Origin of the sequence: Thalassotalea sp. PS06, from assembly GCF_007197775.1 — a bacterium.
In the GTDB taxonomy this organism is placed as follows: Bacteria; Pseudomonadota; Gammaproteobacteria; order Enterobacterales; family Alteromonadaceae; genus Thalassotalea_A.
This window is the reverse complement of the sequence record NZ_CP041638.1, coordinates 1398956-1414968: the sequence shown is the minus strand read 5'-3', so window position 1 is coordinate 1414968 and position 16013 is coordinate 1398956. Positions and strand designations below refer to the sequence as shown.

The following is a 16013-nucleotide window of genomic DNA, read 5'->3' as shown; positions in this document are numbered from 1 at the left end:
ACGAACAAAAGTGACCAAGATGAATACCAGCAACGGCGCAATTAAAACAGATAACTGGAACCTCGAACTGTTAGAGGATGATTCCGGCTACCAGGTGCCGTTGGAAGTCTTTCGGCCAGAAGATCATCTTGGCAATTATGTTGAGAGCTCTCTTAAGAGTAATATCGAGTGCGACCTCGAAGGTGAACCAGCAACAAAGCAACACCTGATGTTGTTGCCTGCCATGGGGATGGCTGCCCGGTATTATCGGCCATTTGCTCAGCAACTCGCCAGGCAAAACATTACCGTATATTTGTTTGAGCAACGTGGCCATGGCCACAGCAGTATGCGCCCAGGACGAAAGTGTAATTATGGTTTTAAGGAGTATATCGCTGACATTGAACTCGCCAGCGCTTATGTATCAGAGAAGCATGATAATCAACCGATAAACCTGATGGGCCACAGTTTAGGTGGTCATCTGGCAAGCTGCTTTACTGCGTTAAATCCTAACCAAGTCGATCGAATCATTCTTTCTGGATGCGCATCCCCTTATCACAAAGCGTTTGATCGTAAGACCGGATTTTTACTGCAGGGCCTTTATCACAGCATTCCGCTAATGAATAAGGTACTTGGCTATTATCACGGTGAATTTACTGGATTTGCAGGCAAAGAAGGTCAGCAGTTAATGCTCGATTGGCGCAATCTTGTATTGACCAACATCTATAAAGCTAAAGGTGTAGAAAAGGATTTTGAGCATCATTTGCAAGGCTTTTCTGGCGACATTTTAAGCCTGCAGTTTAGTGAAGATATCTATGCCCCACCCCAGCCAAGTCAGCTGGTATTAGACAAATACCCCGCCGCCAACATCGAAACCATCACCCTTACCTCAGACGATTTAGGCTTTAGCGCCGATCATTTCCGCTGGGCTCGAAAACCAGAAGTTAGCGCGAGTACCGTGCATAACTGGCTGGTGAAGAGTTAGCGAAACCTAAAGTGCGGGACTTGAAACTGCATCAGTACGTATCGTAAACGATACTCCGAGGACGTGGCAGAAAGCGCCACTTCGGGTACACAATCAAAGATTGTTCCGGGTACGCGACACAAAACGTCGCTTCGAGTGAGGTAAGCTTCGCTTCGCAGGTGGAAGTGAAAGGTGGAAGGTGGAAGGTGGAAGGTTTTGGCCAGGGATGGACTATATGCCGAAAATGCACTAATACATGGATGTATGTAGGTAGAATAACGCAGGAGCAGTTATCGAGGAGCAATTTTCGGTGGAAGAAAAAGCAAAAACTCTTGCGTCATACCGTGATACTGCACGGTATCTCAGGTGTGAGACGAGTGTCTCTTAAGTGTCATACTCGGTCTGTTAGCAATTGCTAATATACGTATGTTTGGAGTTGTTAATCCTTTATTGAGACTCTTCCAAAGCAAACTAACATTTCACACCGCGAGGAATTTAATACGAACCAAGGCTTATTTGCTAGCCCCGCCATATAACTCCCTGATGATAAATGACTATTGTTAGTTTTTTGCTTAGAGTCCCCTATAGTTAAATTAAAATTTACACTGAAAATGTCGAAAACCATGAAACCACTTACGAGAAATAGTGCAGTGTTTTTCATTAGCACTCTATTAGTGTCTGCGATTGCCTATAGTGCTAACGAAGACACGATCATTGATGATGTTACCGGTGACGTAGTACAGATGCGAGAAGATGGTCGCGGCGACCGGGTCGTTGGCTCCCCCTGGGCGACACGTTCTCCCGTACTTGCGACTAATGGTATGGCGGCAACATCTCATCCGTTAGCCACACAGGTAGCGATCGATATTCTCAAAAAAGGTGGTACAGCAATGGATGCAGCGATAGCAGCCAATGCTGCTATCGGATTAATGGAACCCACGGGCAACGGTATTGGCGGTGATTTATTTGCCATTGTTTGGGACCCAGTAACCAAAAAGCTGCATGGAATCAACGGTTCCGGACGATCTGCGAAAGGTCAGAGTCTTTCGGAACTAAAAGTAAAAATCGGTGACTTTGAGTATATCCCAGACTGGGGGACGCCATCTGTTACCGTACCCGGCACCGTCGATGCGTGGTTCGAGCTTCATAGCAAATTCGGTAAACTGAAAATGACTGATAACCTTGCCCCGGCGATACAATACGCAAGAGATGGATTTCCAGTTACGGAACTCATTGCCTACGATATGGATTATTATCAAAAACGATTTCCAAGGATATTTAAAGCCGGAGGTGTAGTAGAAGAGATTGATAACTATAAGAAGACCTTTCTGATTAATGGTAAATCGCCTAAAGAAGGAGAGATGTTTAAAAACCCGGATTTAGCCAATACATTGGAAAAAATCGCCAAAAATGGTCGTGATGCCTTTTATCGAGGTGATATTGCCAAAACAATGGATAGTTACTTCAGGCGTATTGGTGGACCGCTGCGCTATGACGATTTTGCAAGTCACAAGAGTGAATGGATTGAACCTGTGTCAGTAAACTATCGTGGTTATGATATTTGGGAGTTACCCCCGAATGGCCAAGGGATTGCAGCTTTGCAAATGCTGACGATACTGGAAAACTACGACCTAAAAAAAATGGGTCATAATAGCGCTGATTACTTGCATGTCATGACAGAAGCGAAAAAGCTTGCTTTTGAAGACCGGGCTCGATTCTATGCCGATCCTGATTATCAAACCATCAATATTGATTATTTACTGTCAAAGGAATATGGAAAGGAAAGAGCAAAACTGATTGACTTTAAGGTTGCTGCTACGAAGGTTGAACACGGTGACCCTAAGCTTATCGAGGGAGATACCATTTATCTTACCGTTGCTGACAAGGACGGGATGATGGTGAGCCTGATCCAGAGCAATTTTTATTTGTTGGGTAGTGGATTGGTGCCCGATGGTCTTGGCTTTATGTTCCAGAATCGTGGCGCCCAATTTTCGTTATCGGAAAACCACCCTAATGCTTATGCACCGGGGAAGCGTCCTTTCCATACCATCATTCCGGCATTTATTACCAAAGATAACAAACCCTATATGAGCTTCGGGTTGATGGGCGGTTCAATGCAACCACAAGGGCATGCCCAGATGATTATCAACATGATTGATTTTGAGATGAACGTACAGCAAGCTGGTGATGCGGCTCGTTTTCGTCATGACGGTTCTACGTCACCGACCTGGGAAGGAAGAATGGATGACGGTGGCGTATTGGTATTAGAGAGTGGTATTAAAGCAGATGTCGTTAAAGACCTTCAGGCTAGAGGCCATAAGGTTCATGTATCAAACCTCAACTTTGGTGGTTACCAGGCAATTATGAGAGCCCCCAATACTGGTGTTTATCACGGTGCCAGTGAAATGCGGAAAGATGGTCAGGCACAAGGTTATTAACTTAGCGAATTCACAGACTGACGCAATCGTATCAGTCCTTCAGTAAAGGGTAATACAAAATTTTACCTTACACGATTTTTCTGTCAGCCCCTTGCTGGTTTAGATAACTTTATTATTTGACAATCCAAGTTGGTTTCACCCCCTCAGATATGGTGTAGATAGTGCCAACAGAGCCGTTAATCATATTTGACCTGTTTAATTCTAATTTGTCCCTGAGTGAATGTGTTGATTCGATTCCAGTGCAGTGAGCGCCGATAAAGTGCTTAACCCCCATTTTTGAAAGAGTGGTCGCAGTGGATGCCAATTGTGCCTCAGAGGCACTCATCAAATGAAATCCTCCTATTACAGCGTTTAGGTTACTTAACTTAGTAACCAATTTAGAATGATGTGCAATATTAATTAACCCAGCATGGCCACAACCAGAGATTATAACGGTGCCCTTGTCAGTTGCGATAAACAGTGACAGGCTTTCGGGCACGGTATCTAGAATCCACTCGTTTTCAATTTGGACTTTTAGCTTTCCATCAGTTGACCAATTTTCTTCGCCACTTTTTCTGGGGATGGGGCCACTCAACCAAACTCCCGGAAAAATCTCTTCCTCAGTATCATAAACAAATACCTTTCCACCCGTTTTTTCATAGGTTTTTCGCTCAGCGACCATTTGGTTGAATTCGCCATCAACGTCAGGGTGGTGTCTATGACTAAACATACCTTTATTAACATGAAGTCTTGACAGAGCTTTAGGGTTCTTAGCTGAAAGTCGTTTGCGCATGTTCAGTAAGCCTCCCGTATGATCGAAATGGTAATGGCTTAGAATTACATCTTCTACGTCCGAGAGTTCTATCCCTAGCGCATCAGCGTTTTCAAGAACTAGGTTCTCACTTCTGCCAGTATCAAACAGGATCTTCTTTCCATCTATCTCAACCAAAGCTGAGAACCCCCACTCACCAAAAAGAGGTTTTTCGGCCGTACCATAGTCCGCGATCATGGTAGATAGAATAGTTACTTTCACATCTTTTACTGTCTGGCCAGATGCTCCTGAAACTAACCCTACCATGGCAAAAAGCAAAATGAATATCTTCATATAAGTCTTCCAAGGCTGAGCGATTTAATTAACTAAGGCTTTAATTGTTAACGAAAACCAGAGCAAAAACAAACCATTAAAACTCAACCAGTTAGTTACAAGCTTTTGTTAATCATCTCAGACGGAAAAGTATAAAATTGGAAAAATAAGAAACAATTCTCAGCTGCCGCTTCACGCTCATTATAGTCCCCTGCCGTTATTCCAAAGTACCGGATTGCGCGGACCGAACTAAAAGTGCCATTTATAGTCTTTTTGCAATTTCTAATGTAAATACATTTTAATGATTTAACGCGAAATGTATTTACATCACAAAAGAGGACCGAGTAAACCTGTCACTATATTGATTTTAATTGTTTTTATTCAATAATTAACTGAGCCAAGCAGTCTGCCAGGAGTGAATGTAAACAAGGAATCTACGTATTAACTCCCAATAGCGTTAGAACTGGCAAGTAATAAAATTAACAACGTTACGTACAGCGGCACATTTATGATAATTAAAAATTTACTGATGGCTTTAGCTATCACCACTGCAATTATTTCTTCGGCCTTTGCCAAGCAAGTGACTCATTATGATTGGATCGTCAAGGGTCAAAAAACTGGTTTTCAAACGGTAACTCAAATTAATGAATATCAATATAGTTCGAATTATGAGTTCACTGATCGTGGACGCGGCCCCAAAGTTACCGAAACAATAACACTTAATGAAAACGGCCTTATCATTGATCAAAAGATTAGTGGAAACTCCTATTATGGAGCAAAAATCGATGAAAGTTATCAGTATAAACAGGGGGAAGCCAAGTGGAGGACCACATACGAAAATGAGTCTCGTAAATTAGATAAAAACTACTTTTACTATTCAGCAGATGGAACATACCTTAACTTAGAGTTGCTCGTGCAAGCGATTGATAAACAAAAAAACAAATCGCTAACCTTATTACCTTCAGGCACAGCGTCCATTCAAAAATTAATGAATACCAGAGTAACTAAAGGCGAAGAATCTAGAGAGGTGACACTTATAGCTATTAATGGCCTAGATTTAACCCCAATCTTTGCCTGGTTTGACCAAGATTTGAATTTCTTCGCTTATGGATCTTCATGGGGCGGATTAGTGCTTCGGGGGTGGGGGGACAACTTAACTCGATTACTTGAATTCGAAAATGAAACAACTATTCAATATTATCAAAAGTTGGCTGAACGTCATACTAAAGAGCTTACTGGCATAACATTATTTACCAACATAAATGTTTTTAATGCTGTAGATGATGAGTTAATAGGTAATACTCAGGTTGCCATTAAAAACGGAAAAATTATAGCTATTGGAGAAGGTGCAAGCGAACTGAAACAAGCTAAAACTATCGACGGCCAAGGCTTAACAATGATGCCAGGACTATGGGATATGCACTCCCATATGAGTTTGATTAGCGGTTTGCTCAATGTAGCTAACGGCGTTACGAGCGTCCGAGATCTAGGAAATGATCATGATCAGCTTATGAAATTGATTAAAGCGTTCGACTCCGCCGAAGCTATAGGGCCAAGTATTTATAGAGGCGGAATGCTCGATAAAAAATCTGCCTATTCCATACCTGTTGGAAAAATAGCAACAACATTAGATGAAGCATTGGAGTATGTTGACTGGTATTCCGAAAGAGGTTATCAACAAATCAAGATTTACAGTTCAATTGAGCCTGAGTGGGTAGAGTCTATCGTAGAACACGCTCATACGCGCAACATGAGGGTAGGTGGTCATATCCCCTCCTTCATGTCTGCGGAGCAGGCTGTAATGGATGGATATAATGAAATTCAGCATATCAACATGGTTTTTCTTAACTTCTTAGCTAGCGATAAGGACGATACCCGGACACCTTTACGATTTATGCTAGTAGCTGAAAAGGCGGGGGATTTGAATCTCAACTCAAAACAAGTAGAAGACTTCATTGCTTTACTCAACGAGAAAAACGTGGTTATAGACCCTACCGTTACAATTTTCCAAAGTATGTTCCTCAATAAAGCAGGAGAAATTGACCCTTCATATGAAGCGGTTGCAGATATCCTACCCGCGAGCTACCAGCGATATTTATTAGGTCAGCAGTTAGATATAACCAAAGAAAACGAAAAGCAATACGAAAGGTCGGCACAAGCATTACTGGATATGGTTCATAAGCTTTATCTTGGGGGCGTTCGTCTTGTTGCTGGAACTGATGGCTTAGCAGGTTTTACCTTACACCGGGAATTAGAACTTTATGTGAAGGCTGGGATACCCAATAGAGAAGTATTGAAAATTGCCACCGTAAATGCCGCACGAATCGCTGGTAGAGATGATGTAGGAACAATCGAAGAGGGAAAAGTGGCCGATCTTATATTGATAGATGGTAACCCGCTTGAGAACATTAGCGAGATCAGAAAAGTTGCTTTAGTCGTGAAAGACGGACGAATGTTCAAGCCACATGAAATGTTCAAATCAATAGGAGTTAAGCCGTTTACCACAGCGTATAGTTTTTAACTCACATAGCTGAGGTAGGGCGATTAGAACGATTAAACTAGATTTGGCCCAGTCAAGACCGATGAACGCGGCAAACTTGCCGGAGTAGAAACCCATCACTAACCTCCTAATACTGAAGTCAGTTACGTGGTCCTGCGCTCTTCGAAAGAAATATAGCTAGCTATCAAAAAGGAGCTTGCCCTGAGTATTCGTTAATGAGCAAAGGTTCTTGCTGAATCGAAGGAAAAACGGAGATCATTAAATGTTTCTCGCTCAATATTCGTAGACAGCAAGTACGTAACCAATAAGTATAATCTATGAATATTTGGGAGGTGAAAGACTATAAATCGCTCTAACTAGCCCGCGAGCTGCCCTACATTATCTGCAACGAAAACATTTGCCAGAAACGATCACTTCCCACAGATTTAAGCTGTTACTACTCAATGGTCGAACGCAATTTGGACAGGTAGAATTTTTGGTCATATATGAGCCAGCAAAAAACCAAAGAAAGAGTAAAACCGCACTCGCATTATTCGTTAAAAAGTAACCCGAAAAAAATAGTCGCAAATGCCACCTAGCACAAAAACCTTAAATACTTTCCTTATATCCATTAAATATTGCTGCCTCCTTTTCACTCAAAGCAGGGCTTATTCCGTAACATTACCATCTATGCCTCTCACCAGCACATCATAAGCTAACGTAAAATCGATAGGTTGCTCTGCTAAATATACGTCCATAGCTCCGGCACCGAATGCAGCCTCTCTAAATGCTTTTTTTTCAATGTTTGTGTAACCACCCTCGCTCAAACCTTGTAGGCAAATTAGTACATCTGGCTTTACCCAGCTTCTGGTAGCTAACTCCCCCATAACTTGTTTCATGTCTTGCTCTAAATGAAAAAAATCACCAGTTAAAGTTCTTGGGTGGGTAGAGGCTCTCACAACGCATGAAACTTTTCGATTAACTAGGTTTTCACCGACTATTTCAGTGGGTGAAACTTTAATTTGATACGCCTCTTTCAGCATTGGAATTTTCGAAATTATTCTTATGATATCCATTTAAAACTCGATCCTTTACTTTCCTTCCCAAACTAATGTCACTTGCTTGCTTTATTGTCATTCCTTAAGAGTTTATTCCGCTGTATTACAAACAAAAGCGAAGTAGCTTTTATCAGGACTCATTACCATGCGGGTGATATTGCCATCACAGCTATCCGAGAAATCATGCCACACGGCCCATTTACTGCCGCTGACTTCCGGTTGTTTCAGGGTGATGGCTTCGGCAGTTGGCGTTAAATTCACTTTCGATTGATATACTTTATTGCCAATCGCGGTTAATAAGGAACCGTCCTGATGCCAGGCGTAATACATGTTTGGCGATGGTAAATTGATATTGCCATAGGTTTTCTTTTCATCTGGGTTGTAGATGAACATTTGCCAGCCCTGTCCATGTTCTTTGTTGTAACTAAACAACTCAGTACCAGGAACCTGACGTAAGGTACGGCCGATATTGATATCCACCAGCTCAGATTCTTTTGCGTCAATATCGGCTCTTTGTAACTCCATCGGATCGCCTAATACAAACAACAATAGCTCTTCTTCGTTCAACCAGACGTGATAACCAATATCAAAAAGCTCAGGGTACAAAGAATTGCCAGGATTCTTGCGTTCCTCTAAAGGGTATTGCCATAACAATTGACGGCCATCGCTACCGACGCGAATCACACTAAAATGCTCGCCATCGGGAGTAACGGTTGGAGAATATTCACTGGCAGTAGACTCGGTAAGGTTCTCAAGCTTAGCGTTGGCGATATCAAAGCGCATGCTGTCGGTTTGCTGCGCCGTTTCCTCACCCTGTTTGGTGGTGAACATGGCAGTAAATAACAAAAACTTGGAATCCGGGGTGAAATGCGGTTGGTTGTCGTAACCTTGCCGGTTGGTTATGTTCACCACATCTGTGGCTTTATCATCGACAAGCGTTGCCAGATAAATTTCATCCTCTGCCTGAGCCGTTAACGCCATTAATAGGGTAAAAGGTAGGGTCACAGCCAATGTTACAGCCAATTTTACAGCCAGTGTTACAGATCGCGCCAAAGGTGCTGCTAGCCGCGATTTCCAAGACGAGCGTTTAGATGATCCGACAATTTTCATAGATGAATTCCTTTACAAACTTGCAACTTAATGTCGCCTGTTCACTATCCTTTGTCAATATCGGAGAGTGACCCGGATTGTCAGGAAGTTTTATCCAGGTAGCTTAGATAATGCTCGACAGCTTTGGCATCACCGGAATTGGTTTGTTTAACACCGCACTGATAACGGTAACTAAACACGTCAAACCATAACGCCAATACATCCCCTGCCTGCGTGTTTTGCGACAACTGTAATACTCTGGCAGCGACTTCAGCCGTTGCCAGTTGTTGTTCTTTAGACGCTGTTCTCACATGATATCGGGATGCGATTATTGAGTCCGATGAATCCGATGAATCCGATGAATCCGAAGAACCTGTCTTTGATTGTGGTTTATCGGCTATAGGTTCCTTTGCCATCAGTTCTGCCGGGATGGAAAGCATAGGAATATTGTGCAGATAAGGACTCTTGCGATACATTTTCCGCGCTTGTCGCCAGGTTGCATCAAGCATGATAAATAATGGCCTTGCCGAACTTTCCTCTGTGAAACACCTGTCTCTTAGCTTCTCAACTGGCAGCAAAGGTTGCTCATCGAGCGCATATTCATCGGGGAAAACCAAAATTGGTTGGTATTTTGGTGAGTTAATTAATGAAATGAATTCCGGCGAAATTTGGGTTCGGTCCCACAAAAATGCCTGGGTATCCGGTAACACATCGGCTATCAAGCGCCCGGTATTGCTGGGTTTTAGAACCTCATCATCAAACATCAGCAACACAAAAGATGCATCGGCGGTTTGCGGTTTGAGTAATTCGCAAATGCAGTGCTTGATATCAATGCGGCAGTATTCGCAGCGTTCAACACCCGAGCCTCTGGCATTGAAAGGTCGAGTGCTAATCGATTTTCGATATTGAAAAAGTTGATGTACGGCGTGGGGGAATGTTGCTGGATAGGTTGGCAATCGGCTAACTACTCTTAATCAACGTCTTCTAATGGCCAGGTAACAAGGTGATCTTCATAATCGTAGATATCCACGTCGTTATCTTTCAAAACCTTACCGCGTACCGACATACCAGCCTTATGCATTTCCGACTTTTTGCCTTTATTTAACAACGGATGCCAGGACGGCAAGCCCCTGCCCTCGTGTAAGCGACGATAACTACAACTCGGCGGCATAAAGAAAATGTCTTCAAGGTTATCCTGAGTCAGTTGCACACAATCGGGAACCAAGCGGGTGCGTTCACTGTACTTTGAACAACTGCAGGTTTTGTCGTTAAGAAGATGGCAGACAATATTGGTATAAAGCAGCTCTTCACCTTCACGAATATAATCCGTCGGACTCAAGGATTCGACCGGCTCATGATCTTCGCCCGGTTCTTCATCACTATCGTCTTCAATGATTTTGTGCAGACAACATTTTGCGCAACCGTCACAAATGGCTTCCCATTCCTGACGGCTCATCTCGGTTAAAGTTTTGTGCTTCCAAAACTCTGGGGGTAAGTTTTTACTCAAAATTTGAATCCAAATACCAACGCTTATGGATTGAATTTAATCCGGTCGGCTAAATGGCCAACACTGGTAACAAAATAATAGGACAAATTCCAATGCATCAAGCATTTGTAATTGTCATAGGCAAGATAAGCGCGCCCTTTTTCACCATCAGGGAAAACCAATGCCGCGGTGATATCAACCTTAGGCAGATCCTGACCGTTAAAACGTCTTACCCCGGCTTTTTGCCAGTCATCTAAAGACATTTCGGTGCGCTTCCAGGCTTTCAGCCAGTTTGAGCGACCACCGGTGTTTTGCGGAATCGCCAGCGAATAATCGAAATCTTCCGGCAGTTGTACCTGACGAGCCCAGGTAATGGAATCGTCCCAGCCGACGGATTTCAAGTATTTAGCAATCGATGCAAACACGTCGGTGGTATTATTCCAGATATCTTTTTTGCCATCGCCATCACCATCTGCAGCATAGGCAAGGAATGAACTTGGCATAAACTGGTTATGGCCCATAGCGCCAGCCCAGGAGCCTTTCATATCTTCGGCTTTGATATGCCCTTGATCAATAATGGTTAATGCGTTCATTAACTCGCGGGTGAAAAAACTTTCGCGGCGGCCTTCATAGGCAAGCGTGCTCAGCGCAGAAATTACATTGTAATTACCGGTGATGGCACCAAAATTGGATTCCAGGCCCCATAGAGCTACGATGAAACGCGGTTGTACACCGTACTCTTTGCCAACTTTCTGCAACTCATCACGGTGCAGTTTCATCATTTCTTTGGCTTTATTTACCTTCCAGTCGGAAACCCGAACCGGTAGATAGGTTTCCAGAGTTTCTACTTTCTCTGGTTGGTTTTTATCGGCTTTGATCGCGCGCTTATATAGCTCGACGTTAGCAAATGTGCTGTCTATAAATTCCTGACTGAAGCCCTTTTCCAGGGCCTGTTGTTTTAGACCTTCAACATATTGTTCAAAACCTTCCTGAGTCAGTTGTTTTTGAGCAATGGCAACATTGGAAAAAGCCGCACAGGAAATTGCGGAAAGGAAAAGTAGTCGACGAATCTTGCTTGTTGAAAACATAGCAACCCCTATAACTATTGTTGTGATAATTGTTCAGCTTTATGCTGTTTTAATAAATCTTCGGTTGGGGGCGGTAACTGCAAATAAAAGCCTTTGTCCAGTAGCTCTGATTGCACTTTATCGATATCGGCCAAAGCCAGTTTATCTCGATTCGCCAAATTTACCAGAGTTACCAGTTGAGGGGTACCAAAAGTAGTGAGTAATGCTTCCGGCACTGCCGAAAAGTCATCACGTTTGACAACATACAAGAAAGTTTGAGGCTTTTTAGGGCTTCGATAAACAGCGCAAATCATAATTCAATCACCGGCTAGAAAATGGCTCAGCAATATACCACGTAACCCTTATCAGGCCAACGTATTACGGCTTCAAATACCAGTCCGCATTGATATTGGAGCTATTCAGAATGTCAGCCGAGGTATTTTTCCAAAGCGTCGATATTTAGGAATGGTTATTCCATTTCAAATAGCGACAATGCAGTAAAAATTCATCTCTGGCATTCCCAGCGGGCGAATTTGAAAACGTAAAAACATTCGCTCTATTACAATACTGAATATTATCTTTGAATTACTCTGCAATGTTTATTGCTCGTTACATTCGCTGAATACTCAGTCTTTAATGCGGATTGGTATAAAGTCAATCTATGCGAAACCGTTTGTGGATGCAATTTTCTTGTTCGAGAAATTGAATTTCTGCTCGTGCTCAGGTCAGCTCTAGGCTTTAAAGTTTAAATCCCTGCTTAGCAAATTCGAGCAGATCTTCTTTGAAAAGTTCCCCGCGCCAACCATTTATCAGATCAACTTGTTCCGGGTGAAGGTCTTGTTCATTGAGCTGCCAGAACCAGGCAAGGTACTGATTCATCTGTTTTTTACCAGCAACTACCGGTAAATCCAGGTTTTGCTTTTCGGCAAGTTTGCCAAGATAGGTTTTAAGGTTTTTAAACACATTTTTGTAGCCTGGGTAGCTGTCCAGACGAGAAATGGGTTTAGGTAGGTGTTCAGGAGGAAGCTTCACCGCTTTTCTGATAACACTCAGCATCGCTTTGCCTTGATGGCGAACATCAAGAATGTCGATGCCTTCATAGTTTGCCATTGCGCCAACATTGGTTGGTTGGCGGCGCGCCAGCGTTAACAGGGTATTATCTTTGGCAATAAAGTTAAGCGGTAAATTGCGCTTAACGGCCAATCGGTACCGCCAGGCGTATAGCTCTTGCAATAACGACAGCTGCGCTGGCGTTAGACGAAAAGCCTGCTTGTTTTCCAGATACAATTGACTTTCATCAATCGGCTGGAATTTTTTGGCGATCATCCGCGTCGATTCCTGCAACGCTTCATCGTACCAACCTGCCTGCTTAATTTCATCAAGCAACTGAGCACTAATCTGATGCAAGTATTTAACATCTGCAGCCGCATACACCAACTGATTGTCGGTTAACGGGCGCTTTAACCAATTGGTACGGGATTCACTTTTATCCAGTTCGATATCCAAGTAATGCAGGATCATCGACGCATACCCCAATGACAGGCCATGACCAAGAAATGCCATCACAATCTGTGTATCTAACATATTTACCGGCTGGCAATTGCCGGCATGGAGAAAGACTTCCAGATCTTCAGAACAGGAATGAATGAGTTTCAGGATTTGTGGATTTTCCAGCAACTGCCAAAAACATGATAAATCGTCAATCGCCAGCGGGTCGATGAGCACCAGGCGATTACCATCGCAGGCCTGGATTAACCCTAAATTTGGAAATAGTGTTCTGGTACGGACAAACTCGGTATCGACAGCAAGCACTGCATCTTCGGAAATAGATTCGCAGAACGAATCCAAGGCGGATTGATCTTGTATGTATTCAGCTTGCACAGTTTCTCCGGGGGCTTGGCAGATTGGCAATATATTTATCACGGCAGACAACATCTACCAAAAACAACATGTTAACAACAAACTAAAAAAAATCACAGAACTAAAAAATCACAGAACTAAAAAAGCGCGGAGCCAGTTACCCTGACGCCGCGCTTATACCAATCACACTAAGTTTGTGCACAACTCAGAGTTAGGGCCGAGGTTCAGTTACAACATAGATTTTATTGATATAGTCATTCTATATTAATGAAATATAGGGCAGTAAATGGGCCTCTCACTAACTCCCTACGGGTGAGTTTTAAAGGCGTTTATCCTGCGTTACTGATTTTGGCTAATTTTGAGAGCGGAATAACCATTCTCTGCAATCAAAGCCTTGTCTAAAAGCCTTTAAATTCTCACTGAGTGAGCAATAATTTAATGTGATTGGTATTACATATCAAAATCACCGTGTATCAGGGTTATCGTAGTTCCCGGCGTAAAATCTTTCCGACATTACTCTTTGGCAACTCATCTTTGAACTCAACCAACTTAGGTACTTTGTAGTTGGTCAAATGTTCTTTACAGTGTTTAATCAAGTCTTTTTCGCAAAGCTCGGAATTACGAGTAACTACGAAAATCTTCACCATTTCGCCACTGACCTCATGGGGTACACCTATCGCTGCAGCTTCAACGATATCAGGATGCATCATTACTACTTCTTCAATTTCGTTCGGGAAAACATTGAAACCAGATACGATGATCATGTCTTTCTTCCGATCAACAATCTTGAAGTAACCATTCTCGTCCATGCAGGCGATATCACCCGTATATAACCAATCGTCTTTTAACACATCAGCCGTTGCCTCTGGACGATTATAATAGCCCTTCATTACCTGTGGGCCTTTAACAATCATCTCACCAGCTTCACCTAGCGGTCGTTCATTGCCTAGCTCATCGACGATTTTTACGTCGGTAGACGGTGCAGGTAAACCAATGGTGCCATTATAAGCTTGCTGATTATAAGGGCTTACGGTTACCAGCGGAGCACACTCGGTTAAGCCGTAACCTTCAAGTAAACGGGTACGGGTAACTTGTTGCCAACGTTCGGCAACCGGCTGCTGAACGGCCATACCACCACCAAGAGAAATCTTCAGGCTGGAGAAGTCCAAATCTTTGAAACCTTCGGTATTTAATAAGCCGTTGAACAAAGTATTTACGCCAGTTAACGCGGTGAACCTGTATTTCTTTAGCTCTTTCACAAAGCTTGGCATATCACGCGGGTTGGTGATCAGTAAGTTGCTACCACCTAACGTAACAAACAGCATGCAGTTCGCGGTTAATGCAAAGATGTGATACAGAGGCAATGCGGTAACCACAAGCTCTTTGCCATCTTCTAACATTGGTCCAAGCACGCCCTTTGCCTGTTCAAGGTTAGCAATCATGTTGCGATGAGTAAGCATTGCACCTTTGGAAACACCTGTGGTGCCGCCGGTGTATTGTAAGAAAGCTAAGTCTTCGCCTGCAACCGCCACTGGCGTGAAATCCAGTTTTGCGCCCTTCTCTAATACCTGATTGAAACTCACGGTATTATTCAATTGATAAGCTGGCACCATTTTCTTTACATGACGCACAACCAGATTGACCAGGTTGCCTTTTAAGAAACCTAAGCGATCACCTAGCGAGGTAAGAATGACTTTCTCTACCGGGGTGTCGGCGATAACGTCCTGAAGGGTTTTTGCGAAGTTTTCGATGATAACAATGGCCTTAGTGCCAGAGTCATTCAACTGATGCTTTAATTCACGAGCCGTGTATAGCGGGTTGACGTTTACAATAGTTAAACCAGCCATCAGACCACCAAACAATGCAATTGGGTACTGCAGTGTATTTGGAACCATGATTGCTAGCTTATCGCCTTTTTTCAGGCCTAAATCCTGTTGTAAGTAAGCGGCAAAAGCAGTGGCTTGTTGTTCCAGCTCGCGATAAGACAACTTAACATCCATATTGATGAATGCCGTTTTATCCGCATATTGCTGGCTGTATTTTGTAAATAGTTGCGCGAGAGACTGATACTTATCAGCATCTATCTCCGCAGGTACTCCGGGAGGATAACTTTTCTCAAGCCAAATTTTCTCCACAATACTTCTCCTAACATTTTTCAAAGCACCGTTTATTATCTGTACCAACTCTGCGGTTTGAACTTATTGTCAAAATAATCATGTTCTTCGCTGGAGATGATATCTGGTTTGTTTTAATCAAGCGTACGTTGTCCGTACTACTCAACTTCAGTGCCGTATCATTATTGTTTTTATATAGCAGGCGTTGTTCATTGAACTTGAGCTTGAAAACCGTCTTTAAATCCATGCCAAAGCGTGCGAAAGCGCAGATAAAAATTAAGTTAGCTCAATTATAGTCGAATTGAATGCCAGTCCCGCTAAAGAACCAAAGTGCTCTATGATTCCACACTGGCATCTAAAAGCAAGAGGTAAGACCAGAAAAATTCACATTCTTGTCATCGGCTGGTCATAATTACCGC

Annotated in this window: 12 protein-coding genes; 3 read left to right on the top strand and 9 right to left on the bottom strand. The window is 43.0% G+C overall.

What is annotated here, in order from left to right:
- Nucleotides 1-19: 19 nt before the first annotated feature.
- Nucleotides 20-961, top strand: a complete 942-nt coding sequence (locus FNC98_RS06165; RefSeq protein ID WP_143580429.1) for an alpha/beta fold hydrolase — start codon at nt 20-22, stop codon at nt 959-961.
- Between the two features lie 722 nt (nt 962-1683).
- Nucleotides 1684-3378: a gamma-glutamyltransferase gene (gene ggt / locus FNC98_RS06160; RefSeq protein WP_144035482.1), complete on the top strand. Its 1695-nt coding sequence runs from the start codon at nt 1684-1686 to the stop codon at nt 3376-3378.
- A gap of 112 nt (nt 3379-3490) precedes the next feature.
- Here ggt and FNC98_RS06155 read toward each other — a convergent pair whose 3' ends face one another.
- A complete protein-coding gene (locus FNC98_RS06155; protein ID WP_143580428.1) occupies nt 3491-4462 on the bottom strand; it encodes an MBL fold metallo-hydrolase in 972 nt (323 codons plus the stop codon).
- 487 nt (nt 4463-4949) lie between these two features.
- Here FNC98_RS06155 and FNC98_RS06150 point away from each other — a divergent pair, with 487 nt between their 5' ends.
- On the top strand, nt 4950-6962 hold the full coding sequence (locus FNC98_RS06150) for an amidohydrolase family protein (RefSeq protein WP_143580427.1): 2013 nt from the start codon (nt 4950-4952) through the stop codon (nt 6960-6962).
- Nucleotides 6963-7588: 626 nt separating this feature from the next.
- On the opposite strand, the gene FNC98_RS06145 is transcribed toward FNC98_RS06150, so the two are convergent.
- From FNC98_RS06145 to fadD, 8 genes are all read right to left on the bottom strand, one after another.
- Nucleotides 7589-7996 carry a rod shape-determining protein gene (locus tag FNC98_RS06145; protein WP_143580426.1) on the bottom strand — a complete coding sequence of 136 codons (408 nt, stop codon included), beginning with the start codon at nt 7994-7996 and terminating at the stop codon, nt 7589-7591.
- A 72-nt stretch (nt 7997-8068) separates the two neighbouring features.
- Nucleotides 8069-9088, bottom strand: a complete 1020-nt coding sequence (locus FNC98_RS06140) for a TolB family protein (RefSeq protein ID WP_143580425.1) — start codon at nt 9086-9088, stop codon at nt 8069-8071.
- An 80-nt stretch (nt 9089-9168) separates the two neighbouring features.
- A complete protein-coding gene (locus FNC98_RS06135) occupies nt 9169-10023 on the bottom strand; it encodes a tRNA-uridine aminocarboxypropyltransferase (RefSeq protein WP_221932924.1) in 855 nt (284 codons plus the stop codon).
- Nucleotides 10024-10037: 14 nt separating this feature from the next.
- Nucleotides 10038-10574, bottom strand: a complete 537-nt coding sequence (locus FNC98_RS06130) for a YcgN family cysteine cluster protein (RefSeq protein WP_409574565.1) — start codon at nt 10572-10574, stop codon at nt 10038-10040.
- Between the two features lie 23 nt (nt 10575-10597).
- Complete coding sequence (locus FNC98_RS06125) at nt 10598-11641, bottom strand: lytic transglycosylase domain-containing protein (RefSeq protein ID WP_143580424.1); 1044 nt, start codon at nt 11639-11641, stop codon at nt 10598-10600.
- 14 nt (nt 11642-11655) lie between these two features.
- A complete protein-coding gene (locus tag FNC98_RS06120; protein ID WP_143580423.1) occupies nt 11656-11934 on the bottom strand; it encodes a YcgL domain-containing protein in 279 nt (92 codons plus the stop codon).
- A gap of 424 nt (nt 11935-12358) precedes the next feature.
- A complete protein-coding gene (gene rnd, locus FNC98_RS06115; RefSeq protein ID WP_143580422.1) occupies nt 12359-13501 on the bottom strand; it encodes a ribonuclease D in 1143 nt (380 codons plus the stop codon).
- A gap of 458 nt (nt 13502-13959) precedes the next feature.
- Nucleotides 13960-15615 carry a long-chain-fatty-acid--CoA ligase FadD gene (gene fadD, locus FNC98_RS06110; RefSeq protein ID WP_143580421.1) on the bottom strand — a complete coding sequence of 552 codons (1656 nt, stop codon included), beginning with the start codon at nt 15613-15615 and terminating at the stop codon, nt 13960-13962.
- Nucleotides 15616-16013: the final 398 nt, after the last annotated feature.

Bases quoted from the DNA above. Each gene is read 5' to 3' on its own strand.
- FNC98_RS06165 (WP_143580429.1), top strand. From the start codon at position 20: ATGAATACCAGCAACGGCGCAATTAAAACAGATAACTGGAACCTCGAA.
- ggt (WP_144035482.1), top strand. From the start codon at position 1,684: ATGCGAGAAGATGGTCGCGGCGACCGGGTCGTTGGCTCCCCCTGGGCG.
- FNC98_RS06155 (WP_143580428.1), bottom strand. From the start codon at position 4,462: ATGAAGATATTCATTTTGCTTTTTGCCATGGTAGGGTTAGTTTCAGGA.
- FNC98_RS06150 (WP_143580427.1), top strand. From the start codon at position 4,950: ATGATAATTAAAAATTTACTGATGGCTTTAGCTATCACCACTGCAATT.
- FNC98_RS06145 (WP_143580426.1), bottom strand. From the start codon at position 7,996: ATGGATATCATAAGAATAATTTCGAAAATTCCAATGCTGAAAGAGGCG.
- FNC98_RS06140 (WP_143580425.1), bottom strand. From the start codon at position 9,088: ATGAAAATTGTCGGATCATCTAAACGCTCGTCTTGGAAATCGCGGCTA.
- FNC98_RS06125 (WP_143580424.1), bottom strand. From the start codon at position 11,641: ATGTTTTCAACAAGCAAGATTCGTCGACTACTTTTCCTTTCCGCAATT.
- FNC98_RS06120 (WP_143580423.1), bottom strand. From the start codon at position 11,934: ATGATTTGCGCTGTTTATCGAAGCCCTAAAAAGCCTCAAACTTTCTTG.